The organism is Simiduia sp., assembly GCF_058345725.1.
The window spans coordinates 55,329-75,448 of record NZ_JBTUOC010000014.1; the positions used below are offsets into that span (position 1 = coordinate 55,329).

At 56.1% G+C, this 20,120-nt stretch carries 10 protein-coding genes; 8 read left to right on the top strand and 2 right to left on the bottom strand.

All coding sequences use genetic code 11. From position 1 onward, the window contains the following. Positions 1-84 precede the first annotated feature (84 nt). Positions 85-1,398: an NAD(P)/FAD-dependent oxidoreductase gene (locus tag ACW8F6_RS03730; RefSeq protein ID WP_491574499.1), complete on the bottom strand. Its 1,314-nt coding sequence runs from the start codon at positions 1,396-1,398 to the stop codon at positions 85-87. Continuing rightward, positions 1,376-3,352 (bottom strand): Na+/H+ antiporter NhaC family protein, encoded by a 1,977-nt coding sequence (locus ACW8F6_RS03735; RefSeq protein WP_491574500.1) that lies wholly within the window; start codon positions 3,350-3,352, stop codon positions 1,376-1,378. The genes ACW8F6_RS03730 and ACW8F6_RS03735 overlap by 23 nt, the downstream gene beginning before the upstream one ends. A 229-nt stretch (positions 3,353-3,581) precedes the next feature. On the opposite strand from ACW8F6_RS03735, the gene ACW8F6_RS03740 reads away from it, so the two are divergent. The 8 genes from ACW8F6_RS03740 (at position 3,582) to ACW8F6_RS03775 (ending at position 19,964) form a co-directional block, all read left to right on the top strand. Beyond that, the gene (locus ACW8F6_RS03740) at positions 3,582-5,165 is read left to right on the top strand and encodes a tetratricopeptide repeat-containing sulfotransferase family protein (protein ID WP_491574501.1); all 1,584 of its coding nucleotides are present in this window, start codon (positions 3,582-3,584) and stop codon (positions 5,163-5,165) included. A 49-nt stretch (positions 5,166-5,214) separates the two neighbouring features. Then, positions 5,215-7,563, top strand: coding sequence for a TonB-dependent receptor (locus tag ACW8F6_RS03745; RefSeq protein WP_491574502.1), 2,349 nt, complete (start codon positions 5,215-5,217; stop codon positions 7,561-7,563). 210 nt (positions 7,564-7,773) lie between these two features. Then, on the top strand, positions 7,774-10,278 hold the full coding sequence (locus ACW8F6_RS03750; RefSeq protein WP_491574503.1) for a choice-of-anchor D domain-containing protein: 2,505 nt from the start codon (positions 7,774-7,776) through the stop codon (positions 10,276-10,278). 142 nt (positions 10,279-10,420) lie between these two features. Beyond that, positions 10,421-12,265 (top strand): MocR-like pyridoxine biosynthesis transcription factor PdxR, encoded by a 1,845-nt coding sequence (pdxR, locus tag ACW8F6_RS03755; RefSeq protein ID WP_491574504.1) that lies wholly within the window; start codon positions 10,421-10,423, stop codon positions 12,263-12,265. Positions 12,266-12,373: 108 nt separating this feature from the next. Further along, a complete protein-coding gene (locus ACW8F6_RS03760) occupies positions 12,374-13,225 on the top strand; it encodes a carbon-nitrogen hydrolase family protein (protein ID WP_491574505.1) in 852 nt (283 codons plus the stop codon). Positions 13,226-13,333: 108 nt separating this feature from the next. Then, positions 13,334-15,694 carry a TonB-dependent receptor gene (locus ACW8F6_RS03765; protein ID WP_491574506.1) on the top strand — a complete coding sequence of 787 codons (2,361 nt, stop codon included), beginning with the start codon at positions 13,334-13,336 and terminating at the stop codon, positions 15,692-15,694. Positions 15,695-15,848: 154 nt separating this feature from the next. Then, on the top strand, positions 15,849-17,273 hold the full coding sequence (locus ACW8F6_RS03770) for a sulfotransferase family protein (protein WP_491574507.1): 1,425 nt from the start codon (positions 15,849-15,851) through the stop codon (positions 17,271-17,273). A 162-nt stretch (positions 17,274-17,435) separates the two neighbouring features. Then, on the top strand, positions 17,436-19,964 hold the full coding sequence (locus ACW8F6_RS03775; protein ID WP_491574508.1) for a choice-of-anchor D domain-containing protein: 2,529 nt from the start codon (positions 17,436-17,438) through the stop codon (positions 19,962-19,964). Positions 19,965-20,120: the final 156 nt, after the last annotated feature.

Sequence of the window (20,120 nt, forward strand, 5' to 3'; positions counted from 1 at the left end):
TTACTACCTGTTACCTGTGCATCATTGGTTGGCTAGCGGTGTATCGCCGGTTGCGTCGTGTCTCTCGGCCGTCGCGCTAGCTGCTCAATCCAGCCAGCGATAAAGGCCATAGGCGGCGGCCAAATAGAAGGGCCTGAGCGATGCCAGCGGAAATCGCCGGGGCGGCTGTTGCATAAATTCCGGCAGCTCGTGATTGGCTTTGAGCATCAATTTGATGGCTTGTTGACCGCTCCAGCTGCCCATTGCAATGCCATTGCCATGGTATGCGAGCGCACAGTACAAGCCGTTTGCCAATTTGGCCACATGCGGTGTCTGCCGCGCGCTTAGGGCTACTCGGCCCCTCCAGAAATAGTCTATGCCAAGGCCGTGGGCCGCGGGGAACAGGCGCAAGAAGTCTGCCGTGTGCTGCGCCCGTCTCGCCGCAAAACTCGTCGCAGACTCGGAAATTCCGCCGCGACCCCCAAAGAGCAGACGCCCGTCGGGCAGCAGACGGAAGTAGTAGAGTAGATGTCGGGTGTCGTAGGCGGGTGTTTGGTGCTGCCAGCCCATGGCCGCCAGCGTGCTGACAGGTAGCGGTTGGGTGACCAGAATATTGGACTGCGCCGGCAGTAACCGACCCTTGAGCGGGCGCACTAGGCTGTCTTGGGTGTAGCCATTTGTGGCCACGAGCACCCGGCGCGCACGCAGGCTGAAATCGGCTCCGCTCACTTGCCAGCCGCTGGAGTTGGATTTTAGCTGGGTCACTGGCGCGGGCATGTGAAATTGGGCGCCGAGTCGCTGGGCCGCATCTACTAAGCCGAACAGGTATTTGAGCGGGTGCAGGCCAAAGCCCGCTGGGTTCCACAGCGCCTGTAAACCGTAGGGGTTGCGGTTGCCGGCACTGTCGAGCTGGGCGGTGGGTCTCAGCTGAGCTTGCCGGCCATAAAAATAGGCGAGTTCGCGCTGCGTGTGCAGCAGTTGATCGCGACCGCGGTGGTGGTGCGCCAGAATCCACTCGCCCGCGCCGCTGCGATCGGCATCGATAGCGTGGTCAGTGCATAGCGCGGCTACCAGGTCGATGGCTGCAAGTTGACCGCGAGCGTAACACTTGGCTTCTTGTTCGCCGAACTTGCGGGCAATTGTCGAAATACCGAGCCCATCGCCGCCTAAACAGCAAAAGCCTCCATTGCGGCCGCTGGCTCCCCAGCCAGGGTAGTGGGCATCTAAAACTAGTACTTGCATGCCCGCTTCGGCGGCGGTGAGTGCGGCATTGAGGCCGGTAAATCCGGCACCTATGACTACCAAGTCATAGGTGGTTTGGAGTGCAACCGGCGCCAATACGGGTGCCGGTGCTGTGTCGGTCCAATAGCACTCAGGCGCGCTTGGACCTAGCAAATCAGGCGTTTTCGGTGGCTCCATGGGGCGCGCTGGCCTCCGAGGTGAGTGGGGTGTCTTCTGCGCGGCGTCCAAAGTACTGCACAATCAGCCACAGCAATACGGCGCCTACAAGCATACACAGCCACCAGGGCAGACCGAGGCCCGCAGGCAGGGTGCCAATCAGCATGCCGACGGCGCCCACCACCAAGCAGTAAAGCATCTGGCTACGCACGTGGTCGATGAGATCGCAGCCCGAGGCCATGGCGGATAACAGGGTGGACTCGGCGAGGGGCGAGCAGTGATCGCCCCAGATTGCACCTGCTAAAACACCGGATACCGAAGAGTAAAACAGGTGTAGATGCTCTGTGCCGGTCATGTCGTTGTGAACCAACACCGCCCAGGCCAGCGGCACCACCATGGGCATCATAATACCCATGACGCCCCAGCTGGAACCGGTGGCAAAGGCCATGAAGGCCGCCAGCACAAAAATCACCAACGGCATTAAATTCGGGTTCAGGGTGTCGCCCAGCGCCGAGATCAGGAAGTCTGAGGTGTGCAATTCTGTGTTTACGGCGGACAGCGACCAGGCCAGGGTCAAGACGAAAATCACCAGCATCACCGCCTTTGCGCCCCCGAACCAGGCATCGGTGATTTCGTGCACGCTGAGCAAGCGCTGAGCCAAGGTCATCGCAAATGACACAATACAGCCGGCCACTGAGCCGTACATCATCGAGGCAAAGGAGTTGGCATTGCCGATAATCTCCCGCAGCGAGTCGTCGGCGCGGTCGGGGCTGGCCAGGCCCGTCAGGTAGATGGACACCATGGTGACACCTATCAGTACGCACATGGGAATGACTGCGTTGAAGGCGCGGTAGGGCACGCCCGGCTTCGGCTCCAGGTCTTTTTCCTCGGGCGCCGGGCCACTGTCGTGGGCCATGCCGGGGCTTAGCACCCGGCCGGTGTGAAAGGCGCGCTGTTCGGCGCGCAGCATGGGGCCAAAGTCTTTGCCAGTGCCGGCGATAAAAAGCACAAACACTATGGCCAGCACCGGATAAAAACTGTACATGAGAGAATTAAGGAAGACCGAGTAGGCGGATTCCTCGAAGCCGCTAATGGTGCCTAAGCCATCGTTGATGACGCCCACCTGAAAGCCAATCCAAGTGGTAACAAACAAAATCGCCGACACAGGTGCAGCGGTACAATCCACTAAGTAGGCGAGCTTCTCGCGCGAGATGCGCATGGTGTCGGAAATTTTCTTCATGGTGTTGCCCACAATTAGGCTGTTGGCATAGTCGTCGAAGAAAATAGCGAGCCCTAAAAAGCTGGTAGACAATTGGGTTTGTGAGCGGTTCCTAACCACGCGAGTAATGCGTTCCGCGATGCCCATGGTGCCACCATTGCGGGAAATGATGCCCACCATGCCGCCTATCAAGAAGCAGAACACAATCACCTCCATGTGCTCGCGCTCGGTGAGTGCGTTGATCACATACACTTGGCAGGCGTCTAGAATTGCGTGGCCCAGGCCGCTGGCGGTCATGCCGTACACCATCCAAATGCCGGTGATCAGGCTGACAAACAGCGCCACCATGACATTGCGCAGGAGCAGCGCCATGGTTACCGCCATGAGTGCGGGGATCAAGGAAAACCAGCCGGGCAGTGCGGTCACCTCGGCGGTGGCCAAGGTGTGGCCATTGCTGCTCAACGCCAGTTGTACCGGATTTTGCTCGCTGACCAGGTCTGTGAATGTCAGGGTCCCCTCTGCCAAGCTACCGGTGTGCGCTTTGCCGTTCACCGTAACAAACAAGGTGCGCGCTTGCAGTTCGTCGGCGTTGTCGATACTAATGCTAAAGGGGACACCGGTCAGGACGACCTTTGGCAGGGTCCAGCCCGCGTCGGTGTCGGCTTCGGCAGCCTGCAGTGGCAGGCAAAATATGAGTGCGCAAATACAGGTAATTAACGCCGTAAACAGGCGGGGTTTGCTATTGTTATGGGGCATAAGGCATCCGGTCTGAGTCAGGGTCTGGCGAAACGCAAAAGACGGAATGTAACCAAGGCAGCGGCGTAACGCCAGCACAGAATCACTTGACCCCAATAGGGTATTGAACAATTATTCGGATTGGCGCAATTTGAATAAAATCTGTTCAGCAATGCTCGGCGCTGCGCCAATCGGCGCCGGCCAGCGCCATAATCATAACGACACACAAACAGACAAAACGCAGGCTCAGATGGATCAAGCAACGGCAACCCGTTCAGTCGATCAACAACTCAAGCAGGGCTTTGCCTTGCTCAACGCAGGTCAGGCGCCAGCGGCAGCCAAGTTGTGTCAACAGCTACTGGCACAGCATCCGCGCCTGCATCAGGCCCATTTTTTGGTGGGCCTGGTGGCGCTGGAAATGCGCGACCGATCGGTGGCCTTGCAGGCCTTTGGGTCTGTGACGGTATTGCAACCCAAGCATGCGGCTGCCTGGGCCCACCTGGCAAAACTTTATATGGAAGAGGGCCAGGTAAACCGAGCCGATGCGGCGCTGAAACAGGCAGAGGCCGCACAAAGCTCAGATCCGCTGGTGCTGGACTTGATGGGGATGGTCTATACCCGCATGGGGGATCACGGTTTGGCGCGCGCGTGTTTTGAACGCGCTGTGCAGGGCGCCCCGGATGCAATCCCCTACCAACTTAATCTCGCCAATAACCGCGTTTACCACGGCAAATTTTCCGAGGCACAGGCCTTGTATGAGTCGGTCTTGGCAAGGGTACCCCTGCAGGCACAGGCTCATTGGTCACTAGCGGGGGCGCGCAAGGCCACCGATACACAGCATATCGAGCAGATGCGCGAGCTACTTGAAAAGCCCAATATCACGGCCCGCGCACAGGCGTTTTTATGGTATGCCATTGGCAAAGAAAGTGAGGATCTCGCGCACTGGGACGAGGCAATTTGTGCGTTTGTTAATGGTGCAGCTGCTCGACACAGCACTGTGGCCTACGACGAGGCCGCCGAGGCCGATATGTTCGAAGCACTGCCCGAGCTGTGCGATGCGGCCTGGCTAAGTGATGGCGCACCGGGCGCGCAATCAGCGGCGCCGATTTTCGTCTTGGGGCAGCCGCGCACTGGCACTACGCTAATAGAGCGTATTATCACCAGCCACTCACAGGTGACCTCCGCCGGCGAATTGCAGCAGTTTGGTTTGGCGCTGCGCCGACTAACCCAGCACCAGGACCCGCGCCGTTTCTCCAAGGCGCTGTTTGAGTCCGCCCGGTCGCTCAACCCTGCGGCTGTGGGCGAACAGTATTTGGCGTCCACACAGCGCATGCGTGGTACCACACCGCGCTTTGTCGATAAATTGCCCGTCAATTACCTGCTCATTCCGTTTATTTTGAAGGCACTACCAAACGCTAAGATCGTGCATTTGGTGCGCGATCCCATGGATGCCTGCTTTGCCAGTTTTAAGCAATTGTTTGCCGACGCCTATCTACACTCTTACGATCAGGCCGAAATGGCCCGCCACCACGCCCGCTATCTGCGATTAATGGCCCGCTACCGCAAACAATTTCCCGGTCGCTTTTTTGATATCAGCTATGAGGCAACTGCGCGGGAACTGGAGCCCAACGCCCGCGCGTTAATCGACTATCTGGAGCTGCCCTGGGAGGATACTTGCCTATCCTTCCACCAGAGTAGCGCCACCGTGGCCACCGCCAGTGCCGCCCAGGTGCGCGAGCCGGCGCACACCCGTTCGATCGGGCGCTGGAAAAAATACCAACAACAATTGCAGCCCATGCTGCAAACTTTACGCAATGAAAACGTCGAGGTTTAACACGCAATATCGTTAAGTTCAGGGGATCACAATGACAAGAGAGGAACCCATGCATAGTCCATCGAATCACGCGCTTAGGCGCAAGCGTTTAGCTGCCAGTATTACGGCGGCGTTATTGGCTTCGGGCATGTCGGCCGCCGCGCAGGCGCAAGACTGGCTGGAAGAGGTGACAGTTACGGCCACTAAACGCGCGGAAAACGTGCAGGATGTACCACTGGCTATCTCCGCATTTACGGGTGACTTTACCAAAGACAATAATCTGGATGACGTAAAAGATCTGATCAATATCACACCCGGTATTACCGGCAACTCGAAGGACTCATTTCTCGACGCCGTAAGCGTGCGGGGTATTCGCACCCAAGATTTCGGTGTGGGCGGCGATCCCTCTGCGGCTTTTTTCAAGAATGACTTCTACGAAGGGCGCAATGGCGCGGCGGTAACCAGTCTTTACGACATGGAGCGCTCAGAAGTGTTGCGCGGGCCTCAAGGCTTCCTGTTTGGCCGCTCATCCATTGGCGGCGCTATCAGCGTGCATACCGCCAAGGCCGATATAAACGGCGGCAATTCGGGTTATATTGATGTGGATTTGGGCCAGCGTGGGCACGCGGTGGTCGAAGGTGCTGTCAATCTTCCGATTAACGATCAATGGGCCATGCGCCTGGCGGGCTATCGCTCGCAGGAAGACGGCTACGTGGACAATATCGCCGGCGGCGACGATCTCATCGGCCATGAAAAGTCGGCCATTCGGTGGTCGACGGCATACCAGGGTGACAAGCTGGGCATGGATTTTGTTGCCGAATATGAAACGCGCAAGCAATCGGGTTCGGTGTACCGCGCCGTCACTACCGGCGAAACCTGGGAGGCAATTAACGCCGCCAACGGTCCCATTCAAGTCGGCGGCGACAAACGCGATGCCGATGTGGATTTAGCCGATGGCGAGCAGGACGACGCGGATATCTTGGCGCTGCAATTAAAGTTGACTTACGATCTGGGTTTTGCCGAATTAACATCTAACACCGGCTATAAAGATCACGATTACTACTACTCCGAAGATTACGATGGTACGCCAGCCAATCTGAACAATTACCGCCAGGAGCAAACGGGCGATTATTTTCAGCAGGAGTTGCGCTTAACGTCGCTCGGCACCGAGGCGCTGAGCTGGTATGCCGGCGTGTCTTACTATCAGGAAAAAGTGGATGCCATGTTTCGTTTCCGATCCTCGGAAGATGAAATGTGCAAATACTATTATTACTACTACAACCCAGGTTCAACAATTAATAGCTGCGCCGATTACTACACGGATTTTTATGCCAGCGACAATGGTTATCTCGATGAAACCAACCGCGCGATTGGTGACTACGAGGGCTGGGCTACTTATGTGGATTTAAGTTACGCCATTAACGAAGCGTGGGACTTCAGCCTCGGTGCCCGCTACTCCAGCGATAAGAAAACTTTCACCCAAAATGTGCCGGAACCCGAAAGCTACTTGGGCGCCTATTGGGCCTACGGTTTTTATACCGAGGGCGATATTAAGCAATCGGAAACCTGGACTGATACCACTTGGCGGTTTATTACCCGCTGGCGGCCTACCGATACGGCGATGGTATTTGCCAGCTTTACACAAGGCTATAAACCGGGCGGATTTGGTACTTTTAGTATCGATACCGACGATGATTTCAGCCCCGGTGATGGCATAGCGCAGGGCGATTATCCCCTGAATATTTTCGACCCGGAAACCGTCGATTCCTGGGAGTTAGGCTACAAGGACACACTCTTTGACGGCAAGGCCAATATTACGCTCACGGGCTTCCTGTACAGCTACAAAGACCTGCAGGTTATTAACAGCGAAGTGCCAGCCAAGGTGCGCAATGCCGGTGAGGTGGATGGCAGCGGCGTCGAGGCCACAGTGACTGCGGCGATCAATGAGAACTGGAATATCTATGCCGGTATTGGCTACCTCAACACAGAGGCGTCTAAAATGGCGGGCGTGTGCCCGGCGTCGGACGATACCGATCCAGAGGCCAACCCGACAGACAGCTTCTGCGAGGGCTCCAATCTGTTTTGGTCGCCCGATTGGTCGGGTAGTGTCGTGCTGAATATGAATTACCCCATGGGCGCCGGCCAGCTGGTGGGCAATCTGGGTGTTAATTTTGAATCAGAGCGCGGGCGAGGGTGGGAGGATCTCGACGAGACGCAAATTGATGCCTACAACGAGTGGAATCTGCGCATGGGGTATCGCTCGGATGATAAGTGGTCGGTCATTGGCTATGTGGAAAATCTCACCAATCAAAACACCTATGACGGCATTAACAATAATGGCGGTATTGTCCCCGCGCATTTCTTTGGCCCGAGTCGACCGCGCACCATCGGCGTGAGCTTCGGCTACGAATGGGATTAAAAGCCTGCTCCCTAGCCGCTAAACGCTAGGGTAAATATACGTTTCAAGCCCGCCCGGTGCGGGCTTTTTTATGGCCAGCGATAGCGCCCAGGCAAAGTGGCACCATTGGCAACCTTTATCTGGCGCTAAAGTCCCGTCCCTCGCCCGCGTAAGGTAGTGCACTGTATCGCACGACCTCACGCTAACAAAATTGACAACAGAGGACTTCCCATGCGCTCGCCTGTTCTTACTATGTGCCGCACTTTATTGGCCGCCTGTTTCTCATCGGTTGTGCTAGCCGACACCTTATTCAACGAAGATTTTCAAGATGGCAACGCCAATGGTTGGGCTTTCAGTGGCTATGGCACGGCCTATGTGACGCTCTATGCCAATAATTATTCCCTGCGTCTCACGCGCCAGCGCACAGCGGATCAGTCGCTTAGTACCGTCGGCTTCGACAATGTGGCGGTGGCCATGCAGTTTGCAGCGTCAAGTTTGGAGTACGGTGAAACCTGCGTGGGAGAGGTTTCCACAGACGGTCAGAATTGGCAGCGAGTTATCACTGTTTACGATGGCCAAGACAATGGCGTGACGCTCTACAGCGGTAATTTGTCACCTGTGGGTGCAGATAACAACGCCAACCTACAACTGCGCCTGCGCGCCAGCGGCAACAGTACCGGCGACTACTGCTGGGCCGACAACATTGTGGTGTCGGGCAACGTGATGAGTGTGGCGCCCGACTTACAGGTATCGGGCGCACTCAATTTTGGCGACGTGAGTGTGGGCTCCAGCGCCCAACAAAGTCTCACCGTCAGTAATTTAGGGAATGCCAATTTGCACATAGGCGCGGTGGATGCGCCGGCCAATCCTTTTGCTGTATCGGCAGATACTTGTGCCTACGCCACCCTGGTGCCACAGGGGCAGTGCCAAATGACAGTGGCCTTTGCGCCCGCAGTCAACGGCAATGCGAGCGATGCGCTCACTATCAACTCCGATGATCCGCAACAACCCAGCGCCAGTGTGCAATTACTAGGCAACGGTACAGCTGCTCAGGGCGTCTACGATCCGCTTACCGGTAGCGGCAATGTGGGCCGCACGGCGCTGAGCTATAGCACGTTGAATGGCAGCAGTGTGAACCTGCAGGATTACAGTGCCTACGCCTTGCCCGCAAACGCCGCCAACCCGCAGCACACCTTTGAAGGTACATTAACGCTCAGTGGCGAGGCCACCAACGGTAGCTTTGTGGAGCGCGGCACAAGCCTCGCCTATGCCTACACGGACCCGGGGCATCTGCCGGAATTCAGTTTTGATTTTGTGCAGCACGGCACGCATTTAATACCCAAGCAGCGCGGCCTGATTGCCACCAGTCACCCGAGCTGGAGCTACATTTTGGAGCCCGGTCGCGTGTGGCAGGAAGATGGCGATAACGGCTACAGCCGTGCTTCGCTGCCTTTTGCGCTGCAGGAAAATGGCGCTAATTGTACCCACAACGGCGTGTTGAGTTTTGCCTTTAAAGGCGACGGCAGCGTGACCAAGGTGGCCTATCAGATTGCCGGTGAGACCTGTGCGTATTTTAAATACGATATGTGGGGTCTGCTGTCGGCCAGCTACACGCCCAAGGCGGTCGTCGGCGCCGCGCAACTGCAGGCGAATTACGAAACGGAAGTGCATCAACGTATGCCCGTTAAGCCAATCAGTGCGCTGGCCACGGACTATCCGTCGGCGGGTATCAGCGTGGCGACCATCGGCTCCGAACAGGCGGCAGACCATCGCACGGTATTCGGTGTGGCCGTTGCCGGCGTGCACTACGCTGGCGGCTGCGATACGCGTCAGGGCACTTATCCGCATTGCGATGTATTAGACCTGCCGTCTTATTCCACGGCCAAGTCCACGGTGGGGGCGTTGGGGCTAATGCGTTTAGAGCAAAAGTACGCGGGCTCGCAAAAAGATTTGCCACTGGCGGGTTGGGTGAGCGAATGTTCTGGTAGCCAGTGGCAGGGCGTTACCCTTGAGCACGCCTTGGATATGGCCACCGGCAATTACACCTCCGCAGGCTTTGAGGTGGACGAGGGTTCAACCACCACCGCCAATGACTTTTTCCTCACCTACACCCACGCCGATAAAGTGGCCCACAGCTGCGCCTATACGCGCAAAAGTACGCCGGGTAGCCTCTGGGTGTACCACACCTCAGACACTTATTTGTTGGGGCGCGCGATGAATGTGTACTACCAAGCGCAGGCGGGTGCGGGCGCCGATTTTTACACCGATATGCTGGTGCCGGAAATCTGGCAGCCACTGGGTCTCAGCCCGGTCACCTACACCAGTTTGCGCACTTTCGACAGCCAAGCACAGGCGCTCACCGGCTACGGGCTCACCTACCATCGCGACGACGTGATTAAGCTGGCTGAATTTTTGGCGCAGGCCGATGGCCAGATTAATGGTCAGCCCATGTTGGATGCAGGCTTGTTAGACGAGGCACTACAGCGCACCAGCAATCACGGCCTGAGTGCTGGCAGTGTCTACGATCGCTACCAAAACGGGTTCTGGGCCTGGAATGCCAAAGAGGCGATGAATTGCAGCGGCGATGTCTGGGTACCCTATATGTCGGGCTATGGCGGCCTTGCAGTGGTGATGCTGCCGAATAACATCACTTACTACATGTTCAGCGACAACAACGAGTACAGCTTTGTGGATACCGCCAAGGAGCTGAACAAAATTCAATCCCTATGCCCGTAATGGTGGCTGACTTGCGCCCGCACTTCAGTGCGGGTTTTTTTGCGTGCGTGTGGCGCCCAAGTAGCGGGGCACAGGTAATTCGCCCTTGTGCTGTGCTCGCAGGGCTGGTACAAAAGTACCACAGACCTTTTCGGGTAAGACCATGCTTGAGAATTTGATCAAGCTGAGCGAACACTCAGAGCTTAACCTGCAGGCCCAATTGCGTCAGCAGATAGTGACACTCGTATCGCAAGGCCTCATTCCGGCTGGCCAGCGACTGCCGTCCTCGCGCCGACTGGCCGATAGTCTGGGCATATCGCGCAACACCGCGGTGCTGGCCTATCAACAGCTAATCGACGAAGGTTATCTGGTCAGCCGCGAGCGCTCGGGCATCTACGTGAGCCAAGCGGTGTTGTGCGGTGGGCCGCGGGTGGCCGACGGCGACGCCAAACCCACTGTCAATCGCCTGTGGCGACAGCGACTCGGCGATTGCGGCCAGCGCGACAGCGGCTTTCCGGTACCGCCCCAGTGGCAGGACTATCCCTACCCCTTTCTCGAAGGCGAGTTTGATCAATCGCTGTTTCCCGTGGCCGAGTGGCGCGAGGCCAGCCGACTGAGCTTGGGTGTGCGCGAAATTAACGATTGGTCGCGCGCGCGCGGCGACGCCGACGATGCACAATTGATTGAGCAAATTCGTACAAAAATCTTGCCGCGCAGAGGTATCTCGGCGCGGCCCGACGAGATTTTAATTACCAACGGCGCCCAGCAGGCGCTGTATTTACTGGCCAATTTACTGTTTAACCACATGACCCGCGTGGCGGTAGAGGAACCCGGCTACCCGGACTTTCGCGAGCTGGTGCTGCGCGCCGGCAGCGAGGTTCAGTACTGGCCGGTGGATACCCACGGACTGGATGTCGATCACAACGAGGGCCAGTGCCAGTTTATTTACGTCACACCCAGTCATCAGGTGCCTACTACGGTAACGTTGAGTTCGGCGCGCAGACAGCAACTTCTGGCGCAGGCCAAACAATTTGATCAGATAATTATCGAAGACGATTTTGACAGCGAAACCAATTTTTTGGGCAATCCGCATCCCGCTCTTAAGAGCCAGGACGACGAGGGCAGGGTGATATACATCGGCAGTCTATCGAAGGTGATCTCGGCGGGCCTGCGCCTTGGCTTCATGATTGCGCCGGCGGAGTTGATAGAGGCGTTGCGCCACGAGCGGCGTTATATGTCGCGCTTTCCCGCAGCCAATAATCAGCGCACGGCGGCGTTTTTTTTATCATTGGGCCACTTCGATGCCACTATGCGCCGATTGCATCAAATTTTTAAAGACCGCTGGATTGCCCTGCGCAATGCGTTGAACCACTATTTGCCGCGCGCGGTGTACACCATGGAGTCAGAGGGCGGCACCTGTTGTTGGGTGCAGGGGCCGGCGGGATTGCAGGTGGAAGAATTGTGTCGGCAGGCGGAGAAACGCGGTTTGTTGATCGAACCGGTGGCGCATTTTTACGGCGCTACAAACAGCCACCCTGGTTGCTTTCGGTTGGGGGTGAGTTCCCTATCCGTGGAAAAGATCCGACCAGGTATTGCCAAGTTGGCGGCGTTGATCCGCGAGTTGTCTGGCGAGGTGCGCGATGCACTGGACGAGGCCAATCCGCTGTGGTTGAACAATGCGCAATTGACGCGAGCGCTCACCGGCGCACGTCTACTTACTAAAACCGTGTACGGCCAGCCTTTGACCATCGATCTGCTACCCGACGGTCGCATGGTGGGGCATGCGGGCTTTGCCAATGAGGAGCAAGACGAAGGCCGCTGGTGGGTGGCCGACGACCGTTTTTATCGCCAGTGGCACAGTTGGTCTTATGGCGAAGTGATGAGCTTCTATACAGTGGTGGAACAAGACCAGGTGCGCTGGTACGACCACGAGCATCGCTTTATCGACAGCGCCATTATGCGCCACCAACAAGCCGTTGATTTCCCGCGTGGGCAACTGGAACCATAGGCGACGAAAAACTGGCACTAGGGGCTGTGCCCGCAAGCCCTTACTCTGATCACAGCTAGGGGCAATAGGTGTTATTGCTCACGTGGGTTTTAATCAGGGAATTTGCCAATGAGCCGTTTTGCCGTTGCCGGTTTGCAGCTTGCGCTAAACAACCAAAATAATCTCGATGAGCTGGTGCAGGAAGTGACACTGGCTAAAAAACGTTTTCCATGGTTGCACATGGTTGTGGTGGGGGAATTGGCGCTGTTTGGGCCGTCCACCGACCAGGCTGTCAGTGCCGACCATAGCGTATTTGAACAGTTGGCCGAATGTGCTCGCAGCAACAACATATGGTTAGTGCCCGGCAGTTTGTTTGTGGCCGAGGGGCGCCAAGTCTACAACACCACTCCAGTATTCGATCCACAGGGCCAGCAGGTGGCCAGCTACCGCAAGATATTTCCCTTCGCGCCCTATGAAAAGGGCGTGACCCCTGGCGCCGAATGCTGTGTATTTGATGTGCCAGGTGTGGGGCGCTTTGGTGTCAGTATTTGCTACGACATGTGGTTTCCGGAAGTGTCGCGCACGCTGGCCTGGATGGGCGCCGAAGTTATCCTGCACCCCACTATGACCAATACCATAGACCGAGAGGTAGAAATTTCACTGGCGCGCGCCAATGCATTATCCAATCAAGTGTACTTTGTGGATATTAATGTGGCTGGCCGCCTGGGCAATGGGCGCTCCGTGGTGTGCGGGCCAGGCGGTGAAATCGTTCACCAAGCCGGCGAAGTCCGCGAAATCATTGCCGTTGAATTGGATCTGACGCATGTACGGCGCTGTCGCGAACGCGGCTGGCACGGCTTGGGTCAGGTATTAAAAAGCTGGCGCGACTGCGACGCGGTTTTTCCACCCTACAGCCAGGGCGCCAGCGCATCGCCCACCTTGCAACAATTGGGTGAGCTGGTGTTGCCCGAGCGCGATTAGCGCGCCGGGTAACTGGACTCAATGCGAACGAACAACTGGTACTATGGCCGCTAGATAGCTGCCGTCATAGTAACCTCAGTAAAAATATAACATCGAGGAGCGGGCTACATGACTACCCAAACACTGAACAAAAACGTCCTAGCGCTGGCAGTGGCTACCGCGGCATTGAGTGCCCCGGTGAGTTACGCACAAGATGCCGCTGTTGTGCTGGAAGAAATTATCGTTACCGCCGGTATGCGCGAGCAGACGGTGCAGGACATTCCCTACAATATTTCCTCCTTGTCGGGCGATAAACTGGCCGCGTCTCAAGTTATTGATGCCGCAGAAATGATCCGAAATTTTGCCGGCATTGGCTTGGTAGATCGCGGATTTCGCAATTCAGGTGTGACCAATGGCATTATGATTCGCGGCATCAACGTGGAGTCTGGCGCCACCGGCGATGTGGCCTTGTCGACTGTGCCCACTGTATCCACCTACGTGAATGACACGCCGCTATACGCCAACTTTTTGTTGAAAGATATTGAACGAGTTGAAGTGTTGCGCGGCCCGCAGGGCACCCTGTACGGCTCGGGGGCTCTGGGTGGCACCGTGCGCTACATCATGACCGAACCAGACACTCAGTCGATGACCGCAAAGGTCAGTGGTAGCTACTCGCAGACCGAAGGTTCCGATGGATTTAACTGGACTGTGGACGCCATGCTGAACTTGCCGCTCGGCGAAACCTTGGCCGCGCGCGTCTATGCCAGCAAAGTAGACGCTGCCGGTATTACCGACTACAAAAACATCTACCAGCTGGATGCCAACGGTGCGCCGGTGGCCGAGGGCGGCGATATTCTCGCGGGAGATCCCGTTTATACGCAGAAAAAAGATGCCGATACCGTCGACATAAATTTTGTGCGCGCAGCACTGAAGTTTGAACCCAGCGAAAATTTTGATGCACTCTTGTCTTTCCAAACGCAATCCGACGAAATTGGTGGCCGACGTCAGGAAACGCCGGGCACTGACGGTTATGGCACTGCCTATCGGGACTACGAAAATGGCTCGGTACAGTTAGAGCCCTCTGAGCGCGATGTCAGTCTCGCCAGTTTGGAAATGGAGCTCGATGTGGGCTTTGCCTCAGTGGTTTCCTCTACGTCACTGTACGATCACTCGGGCGAAAGCGTCAGCGAAAATACCGGTTTCTATGCGCAGTTGGGTTGGATTTCAGGCTACTACTACGACATGCCACGCCCGATGGCCTCAGCGCAGCGCAGCTACGAAGATAAAGCGTTGGTACAGGAACTACGACTGGTATCCCAGGGTGACGGCGCTATCGACTATGTGGCGGGACTCTACTACATGGATCAGGAGATGCAGTCGGTTCAGAACTCTTTCCTGCCAGATTATACCGACTACACCATTGCCTTGTGGGGCGATCAGTACACCACTGGAACCGATCAAGATTGGGCCTACGATCGGCGCGAAACCTATAAAGACACCGCGGCATTTGGCGAGCTGACCTGGCACCTGAGCGATACACTGCATATGACGCTGGGAGCGCGCTATTTTAACAACCGCTTCGATAACGACACCTTCATTGCGTTGCCCATGTACGACATCGATAACGGCCGCGAATCGAGCTTTAGTTTTGATGATTCCGGTACTTTGTTTAAGGCAAATCTTGCGTGGGATGTGAGTGAAACCACCATGGCATACGCCACTGTCAGCGAAGGCTACCGTCGCGGTGGCTCCAATGCCGTGCCGGTCGACGGCAACTTTGGTGAGCCCAACGGCGAAGTATTTGAAAATTACGCTCCCGATAGCGTGATCAACTATGAAGTGGGTATCAAGGGCAGTACCGATGCCTGGCAGTACACGGCCTCGTTGTTCCGCGTGGACTGGAAAGACATTCAGGTCAATGGTTCAACCGCTTACTACGGCTATTTTGTGGTTTACAACGGCGAAGAAGCACGTAGCCAGGGTGTGGAGTTGGAATTTACGGGCCAGCTGACCGACAGTCTGCGCATTAACGGTGGCTACGCTTATGTAAATGCCGAGCTTACAGAAGATTTGGTATCGCCGCAGTTTGGCACTACCGTCGCCGAATCCGGCCGTCGTTTGCCCGGTTCGCCAGAGCATTCACTATCGGCGTCATTGGAGCATAGTATTCAGTTGGAGAGCGGTCTGCAGTTGATCAACCGCTTAAACGCCTACTACCAAAGCGATACCCTGAATACCATTTCTGAAGGTTCATCGCTGGATGTAGAGTTTGATGGGTTCAGCCTTTGGAACTATGTGGGCACACTGGCGGGCGATAATTGGGATGTTAGCGCCTATGTAAAGAATATCGGTAATGAAAAAGGTGTTACTGGCGCGCTGACTGAGGGCTATATGGGCAGTGCTCCCAGTGAAAATTACTATGGTAACGGTGCAAAAAACTACATTACCTTACCGCGTACATTAGGTGCCGCGTTTAATTATCATTTTTAATTGGTCGATTGACGTCAAGGCTTTCCCGTAAGGCGCAACACCCCTGCAGAGCGCTCGCTAGCAGGGGTGTTGCGCCTTTTTTTTGTGGTCGCAAGCGGTGCTTTAACTTGCCGTGAGATATCGGTAGTCTGGCGGTATTGGATTGAGGGCAATTATGCAAAAACCTACGCGAACCCCCACAGCGGTCAACGCTAATTCGGCGCCGCAAACGCCTCCCGACGGACGCGACCTGGGGCAGTTGGAAGACCTGCTGAAACAGCAAGCCATGTCGGCGGCCTGCGATATGGCGCAGGCGCTTTATCAGCGCGCCTGTACCACGGGTATGACGGCCGAGGCGTGGGATAAGTTAGCCTTTTATCTGGGGCGTATGCATAGACATGTGCAGGCATTGCATTGTTACGATAGTGCCTTGAGTCTTGCGCCCGACGAAGCGGCGTTACATTTTAATCGCGCCATGGTGCTGCGCTTTTTGGGGCGCATGGATGAAGCGGAGCAAGCGGTAAATCGTTGTTTAGCGCTAACGCCCGCCGACTCAGAAGCGCTGGCGCTGCGCGCGGATTTGCGCACCCAAACAGCTGAGCGCAATCACGTGGCTCAATTGCAAGCGCAAATCCAGCGCACAAGCGACCCGGTCGCGCTTACCCGCTTACATTTCGCCCTGGCGAAAGAGCTAGAGGATTTGTCGCGTTATCAAGAAGCGTTTGCAGTGCTGGCCGTTGGCGCGCGCCTGCGCCGCGCCCGTATGCAGTATTCAGTCAAGCAGGACTTGCTGGTTATGGCGGCGTTGCAAAGGCAGCACGATGCTGCGTTTCTTGCCGACAGTTCCGCTGGCCACCCTTCGCCCGAACCGGTATTTATTCTGGGCATGCCAAGGGTGGGATCAACTTTATTAGAGCGGATGCTGGCCAGCCACAGCGCCATCGATTCCGCCGGTGAGCTGGACAATTTTGCACTGCAAATGGTTCAGCAGGTTAAGGCGCATGGCACCACAGCAGGGCGCGCAGATTTAGTGGCGCAAAGCAAGCTATTGGACTTTGACGCGCTGGGCAAGGCCTACCTCAATTCTACCCGGCCTCTGACTGGGCGCTCGCCCCATTTCATAGATAAGCTGCCGCTCAATTTTTTATACGTGGGATTGATTGCCAAAAGTTTGCCAAGGGCCACCATTATTCATATTTATCGCAATCCCATGGACAGCTGCTACGCCATGTTCAAGCGTTTATTTCACAACGCCTACCCATTTTCCTATCAGTTCGATGAATTGGCGCAATACTACGCTGGCTACCAGCGATTGATGGCCCATTGGCGACAGTGTTTGCCTGGGCGAATTATCGACGTGGCCTATGAAGACTTGGTGGCTGATGCCGAAACCACGTTAACCCGTGTGTTAACCGCCATGGGGTTGACGTTTGAACCAGAGTGCCTGCAGTACCATCGCCAGCAATCGGCCAGTACCACCGCCAGCGCCGCACAGGTTCGCCAGCAAGTGTATCGCTCCTCTGTGGCCAAGTGGCGCCACTACGAACATGAACTGGCACCACTGGCAGATGCGTTGCGGGCGGCGGGCGTATCTGTATAGCTGGGCAAGGGCAGCGTCTTTAGTTCGCGCCGTGTGATTTTCGCATCTGGACTCATGGTGCCCGTGCAACTGGCGCTATGGGCTGCGGCAGTCACTCGCTAGAGTCAGTGTTGGTGCATTTTGTTGTGTGCAACGTCAACTCACCAACACAGGGCGATAAGAATGTTAAAAGCCAATTTATTATCTGTTTGCCTGCTGGCCGCGCTAACCAGCACAGCGACGGCGGACACATTGTTTAGTGAAAATTTTGAAGACGGCGACAGTAACGGCTGGGCTACTAGCGGCAATGTTGCCGTGAGCGGAACCCAGGCCGTTGGCAATTACAGTGTGCGTTTAAAGCAGACGGCCAGTGCAACCCACAGCGTAAATGCCACCGGTTATTCGGATGTGCACATGAGTATGCAGCTCGCGGCCACGGGTCTTGAGGGTAGTGATCGCTGCTATGCGGAGTACTCCTTGGATGCTGGCGCCAGTTGGATACAAATGCTGGAATTGGCCGACGGTCAGGATACTGGCACTTTTTACACCGCCAGCGCCAACCCCGCCGGCGCCGATGATAACAGCGGTGTGCAGTTGCGATTTCGCGGTACGGGAGATTTATTGGGCGACTACTGTTGGGGCGATGAGGTGTTGGTTACGGCCACGCTCGGTGGCCTGACCCCCGCGCCAGAAATTGAATTGTCGGGCAGTGCAGCCTTTGGTTCGGTCAACCTGGGCGATAGCGCACAGCGCACGGTGAGTGTATCGAATATCGGAAATGCCCCTTTAAATCTGGGAGGTTTAAGCGCCGTCAGTGCACCATTCAATGTGGTGGCCGATAATTGTTCTGGCCAGTCTTTGTCGGGCGGTAGTAGTTGCGATATTACCCTCGCATTTACACCTGTCGTTACCGGTCACGCCAGCGCTACCTTAACGCTGTCCAATAACGATGCCGATGAAAACCCGCTGCAGATAGCTTTGAGCGGTACCGGAAGTGAGCCGGGCACAGTGGTGGATAACTACGATCCACTGTCGGGTTCTGGCGCGGTTGCGCGCACTGAGCTGAGCTTCAGCGAATTGACCGGCACGCCGGCAAATGGCGTGTTGGTGCCAATGGACGCCTTTGCATTACCCGCGCAGGCGGCGCAGCCAGCGCATCAGTTTGAAGGCCGACTGCAGTTGCACAACGAAAGCAGCAGTGGCGCCTTTGACGAACTTAAAGACACCTTTCGCTACACTGGCAATGGCGATAGCAGCCGCAAACATCTGCCCGAATTTGATTACGAATTTGTACAAACCGGCACGCATTTGGTACCGGCTGAGCGCGGCACATTGGCCAATAGCCACCCGGAGTGGGAGTATATTTTGCAGCCCGGTCGCGTGTGGAATGAAAATGGCGACAATGGCTTTTCGCGGGCGGCTATTCCCTTCGCGCTGCATCAAAAAAATGCCAATTGTATGCACAATGGCGTTATGAGTTTCCTGTTTAAAAATGATGGCAGCGTGTCCAATGTGGCCTATCAAATTAGCAGTGAAACTTGCCTGTATTTTAAGTTTGATATGTGGGGCCGGTTGGCGGCCAGCTATACGCCGCAGGCGGTGGCAAATGCCGCGTCGCTGAAAGCAGATTACCAATCTGAAGTGGCGGCGCGCTTGCCCACCAAGCCGATCAGTGCCCTGGCGCAGGATTACCCTGGCATTGATCCCAATCAATTTGGCAGCACAGCAGAAACCGACCCCGCACACATGACAGTGTTTGGCGTCACCTATCAAGGTATCAATTATGTGGGCGGTTGTGGTACCCGTGCAGGCGAATACCCCTACTGTGATGTGTTGACAGTGCCGTCTTATTCCACGGCAAAAACTGTGTTTGCAGGCACAGCCTTAATGCGGCTGGCGAAGCGCTATGCAGGCGCCAGCGGACAAATGATAGGCGATTGGATTGCCGATTGTGCGGCCTCGGGCAATTGGGGTGATGTCACCTTCGAGCATGCCAGCGACATGGCCACTGGTAACTATGGCTCGGCGGGTTACATGACCGATGAGGGTCGCACCCATACCAACGATTTATTTTTACCGGAAGATCACGCCAGTAAAATCAGTTACAGCTGCGGCTATTACGATCGCAAGGTGGCGCCGGGCACGCAGTGGGTCTATCACACGTCCGATACTTATGCCTTGGGCACCGCCATGAATGCGTATTTGAAAGCCCAAGCCGGCGCCAGCGCCGATATTTTTGCCGATGTGATTGTGGACGATTTGTGGAAGCCGCTGGGCATTAGTCCGACGGCCCAGGTAAGTCGCCGTACCTACGACAGCGTGGCGCAGCCCTTCGCCGGCTGGGGCTTGGTTTTCCAGCGCGACGATGTGGCGAAACTGGTGAATTTCCTCAATGTGGCCGACGGCAAAATCAACGGCGTGGCGATGCTGGATCAATCGTTGTTGGATGCTGCCATGCAGCGCAACAGCTCAGATCGCGGCACAGTGCCACTCACGGACTACCGCTACAACAACGGCTTTTGGGCGCATGAAATCAGCGCTAACCTCAATTGCAGCAATCCTTTGTGGGTGCCGTTCATGTCGGGTTATGGTGGGATCAGTGTGCTGATGCTACCCAACGGCTTGAGCTACTACTACTTCTCGGACAACGACACCTATCTGTGGATGGACGCCGCACAAGAGGCGCATAAATTAGCGCCCCTGTGCCAATAGACCTCTGGCGCCCAGCCCAAGCCACTGGCCGGGTTGATGCCGGCCAGTGGCGCTAAGTCGAGCCAAGTGGGGCGAGTGGGATTCCGTAAGAAATTTAACCGATTGAGACCAGGTATGATGCAAACAGCGAGCGCAAATAATGAACAGCTTAGCCAC